This window comes from Prevotella multiformis DSM 16608, assembly GCF_000191065.1.
Lineage (GTDB): Bacteria > Bacteroidota > Bacteroidia > Bacteroidales > Bacteroidaceae > Prevotella > Prevotella multiformis.
This window is the reverse complement of sequence record NZ_GL872282.1, coordinates 1,047,650-1,051,855: the sequence shown is the minus strand read 5'-3', so window position 1 is coordinate 1,051,855 and position 4,206 is coordinate 1,047,650. Positions and strand designations below refer to the sequence as shown.

Here is a 4,206-nt window from a genome sequence, read left to right as displayed (position 1 = left end):
ATACCTTGCGCCATAATAATACAAGCCAGTCTCATCATCGAACTGTTTGCCGTTGAACTTATACGGTAAGTCTTCACTTGATGAGTGTTCGTCTACAAGGAGTTCGCCGTATGGCAGGTAGGCATCATACTGCGTGATGTTGGCTTTATCATCTGTGATGTAAGACGTGCTGCCGAGGTGGTCACTGTGATAGAAGAAAGTTTCCTCTTTCGTAGTGTCATTTGGAATATAGCCATAACCAGCCTGCGGGTCATCAGGGTTACTCGGGTCATTCCAGGAGACAGGAGGGCCGGGGTTGGTGTCCGGCGTGGTGTTGGGGCGTGGAGTCTGTACCCAGCCCTGTGGCACGTCGTGGTTGCCCAGCTCCCTGATGATGGAGTTGTAGCCGATGTGCGTGTTCTCCGGGTCACCGTACGCACCCTTCATCGTCGGCACGCCGGGGGCGATGCCCTGCTGCTTATAGTATGCCTCTTTCTGCTTCTGAATCTGATTCATACGTTCAGCATAGTCCTGCTGACCGGCGGTGACGTATGAGCCGTTGCGCCCGTAAACGTTGTTGAACAGGCCTGTACCGATACGGCTGGCGATTCGTTTGTCACCAAGGAAGTAATGCTTTGTAAAGCGATTCTTGTTGATGCTGATTATTGAGGCAGGATAGAGCGTGAAGTTGTCCGTCTCGTGGAACGTGATACCCTGCGGTGCACCATTGATATACACACCCTCCATCGTACCGTAGCTCTTCATGATGCGCTCACCGGCTGCGTTATATGTATAGCGTGAGGTTTTGCCATTATCAGAGAGTACCATCAGGCGGTTGTCCTCGTCCCAGTACATCTCACGAGTAGTATTCGTAGAGTCGTTCGTTACCAGTGTAGGATTACCGTTGGCATCGTATGTGTAATGGTCGTGACCAATCTGCGTCGGAGCCGTCGGGTGGTTACTGTCCTCATACTTATAAGCAAAGTTATAAGACTTAGCAGTTGTCGTTGAGTCCACTTTCTGAACTTTTGTCAGCGGTTCACTCATCCGTCCGAACGACATCAGTATGTCGTAACTTGCACTTTTTGCTTTACCGTTTGCATGAACAAGGCGGTTCAGCTCATCATACTCATACGTATGCGAACTCTTTCCTCCCAGCTTCGCCTTGTTGAGTTTTGTAAGCGACGTCGGGTTGGCAGCATTCGTAATACCGAGGATATTATCCACAGCATCATAGCGATACCTATTCTCCATCACAGTCTGACCATCCGCTGTAAGGTTCATCACCTGCAGACGTTCACGCTGCCTGTCGTAGGTATAGGTCGTCTCCGTGCCATTACCGAGTTTCGTATAGACCGTATGACCCTCCTTGTCGTAACCTATCCTGTCAACAATAACGCTCTGACGTCCCTGTTTATTGCTCGTAAGACGCTCAACCTGTCCGGCAGCATTGTAGTGATAGGTCACCACTTCACCATCAGGATAAGTCATCGTCTGCACACGGTTCCAGCTATCATACGTAGCACCATAGACATAAGTCCTGATATCCGCCACGCTCGCCATGACTGTACGGACGGTTTTCGTCACCTCACCCTGCTTGCCGTAGTAATACGCTTCACCACCACTCGCATCCTCAACGAGAGCAAGACGACCGGCACGGTTATACTTATCGCCAGCCTTACCATAGGTATAAGTAACACGATTAAAGAGGTTTTCTGGATAAAGTACCTCATGCATATTCAGGCATATACTGACGAAAGTCTGTGTACTTCACTACTATTATTTTCTTATATACGGAGAACCTTCATTACTTATTATGTCGTAATATATGTTTTCCTGTCATATCATCAAAGTAATACGTAAATCCATACACAGATAGAAAATAAGCTATATTGTATGCTTCTTCTTCCGTTTTTACATTCATAATAAATGTATCTGAAGATTTGTCTAAACTACAAAATTGATCTAATAAGCTCTTGTAACCTCCTTTATCGTAGATCATTTCTATCTTTCTATTTACATGAAATTTTTTTAAATAAAACTCAAATTCTACGGTCTCTTGAAAATCAGGAAAAATCTTTCCGGAGAAAACAAGTTCCTCGAATTTCACGTAAGAATAATATACCCCTTTATATTTTCTTGTGAATAAATCATGAAGCTGCACCCCATTAAACACATATAAATGCCCATCATTCCCTCGTTGTATATGTACATCTCTACCTTTCGTAATGATTTCGTAGATGCTGCTACTGTTTTTTTCAAATGACACATTATTCTTTTTCCTGTCCGTCTTACAACCAGCAGAAAATAGACATATAACAGCTATTAATAATAAGCTATATTTATGGTTTGATGTTTTCATTTTTCAAATCTTCTTTATTGATTGGCATACCACCATATGAGGTTCTTAGTTTCCTTTTTTCTATTTTACGTGCATGATTCTCCGCCTGGCCTCCTCGTATTTCAGCAATATCGACATTATGGCTTTTTCTCTGCTTATCAGGATTACCCGATATAATTCTTTTATCAAAGTCGTACATGTGCTGCATTTCGTGGGCCATTATATCAAAATCGGTTAAACCTATTGTTGAGAATGCTGGTTCTTTCTCATTTTTATCAAAATTAATGAGCGTTATTGTACTTATAGAATTCAATGGTGAAACTCTGCTACCTATTTCTTTTTCTTCAAATATATAATGTGTTTTAGCATTGGGACTTTCTGATAAATGTTTTAAATTACCTGATAGTTTTTTATCTCCACTACTTTCTATTTTCCTTAATGCCGCTAACACGCGATACATGGTCCTATTTATACTCTGCTTTGAAGGATTATACCTTACATTGGTTCTATATATTTTCCCATTTTTACCAATATTTGCTCTCCAGAAATTACCTCTATAGTACTGATATATCGCAGAACCTGTAACAAATACTATTTTACGGCCATCTGTGTCTTTTAATTTTACAGGATTCCCTGCGCAATACACATAGCTACCAATATTTAAATACTTCTCTGCCAACGGATCCACCCCATACCAAATACTTGCCATAGGGTTCAAGTACCTTGCACCATAATAGTACAAGCCGGTCTCTTCATCGAACTGTTTGCCGTTGAACTTATACGGTAGGTCTTCACTTGATGAGTGTTCGTCTACAAGGAGTTCACCGTATGGAAGATATGCATCATACTGGGTAATGTTGGCTTTATCATCTGTGATATAAGACGTACTGCCGAGGTGGTCACTATGATAGAAGAAGGTTTCCTCTTTCGTAGTGTCGTTGGCAATGTAACCATAACCAGCCTGTGGGTCGTCAGGGTTACTCGGGTCATTCCAGCTTACAGGAGGGCCGGGGCTGGTGTCCGGCGTGGTGTTGGGGCGTGGTGTCTGTACCCAGCCCTGCGGCACGTCATGATTGCCCAGCTCCCTGATGATGGAGTTGTAGCCGATGTGCGTGATCTCCGGGTCACCATACGCACCCTTCATTGTAGGTACACCAGGTGCAATGCCCTGCTCCTTATAATACGCTTCCTTCTGCTTCTGAATCTGATTCATGCGTTCAGCATAGTCCTGCTGACCAGCTGTGATGTATGAGCCGTTTCTTCCGTAGACGTTGTTAAACAGACCCGTTCCTATTCTTGAAGCAACTCGTTTGTCACCGATAAAGTAATGCTTTGTGAATCTGTTCTTGTTGACAGAGAGGATACTTGCAGGATAGAGCGTGAAGTTGTCCGTCTCGTGGAAGGTGATGCCCTGCGGTGCACCGTTGATATACACACCCTCCATCGTACCATAACTCTTCATGATACGTTCGCCAGCAGCATTATAAGTGTAACGGCTTGTCTTACCGTTGTCAGAGAGTACCATCAGGCGGTTGTCCTCATCCCAGTACATCTCGCGGGTAGTATTCGTCGAATCGTTCGTTACCAGCGTTGGATTGCCGTTGGCATCGTATGTGTAATGATCGTGTCCAATCTGCGTTGGAGCCGTCGGGTGGTTACTGTCCTCATACTTATAAGCAAAGTTATAAGACTTGGCAGTTGTCGTTGAGTCCACCTTCTGTACCTTCGTCAGCGGTTCACTCATCCGTCCGAACGACATCAGTATGTCGTAACTTGCACTTTTTGCCTTACCGTTTGCATGAACAAGGCGGTTCAGCTCATCATACTCATACGTATGCGAACTCCTTCCTCCTAACTTCGCCTTGTTGAGTTTCGTCAGCGACGTC

At 44.3% G+C, this 4,206-nt stretch carries 3 protein-coding genes; all 3 read right to left on the bottom strand.

Annotated features, from left to right (window positions below):
• Positions 1 to 1,542, bottom strand: a 1,542-nt coding sequence (locus HMPREF9141_RS04265) for an RHS repeat-associated core domain-containing protein (protein ID WP_370991934.1), incomplete at its 3' end; no start/stop codon positions are given.
• 244 nt (positions 1,543 to 1,786) lie between these two features.
• Entirely contained in the window at positions 1,787 to 2,341 is a 555-nt protein-coding gene (locus tag HMPREF9141_RS04260) for a hypothetical protein (protein ID WP_007367270.1), read from the bottom strand.
• Positions 2,322 to 4,206 (bottom strand): RHS repeat domain-containing protein (locus HMPREF9141_RS13835; RefSeq protein ID WP_007367269.1); only part of this gene is annotated, 1,885 nt, incomplete at its 5' end. The genes HMPREF9141_RS04260 and HMPREF9141_RS13835, both read right to left, overlap by 20 nt.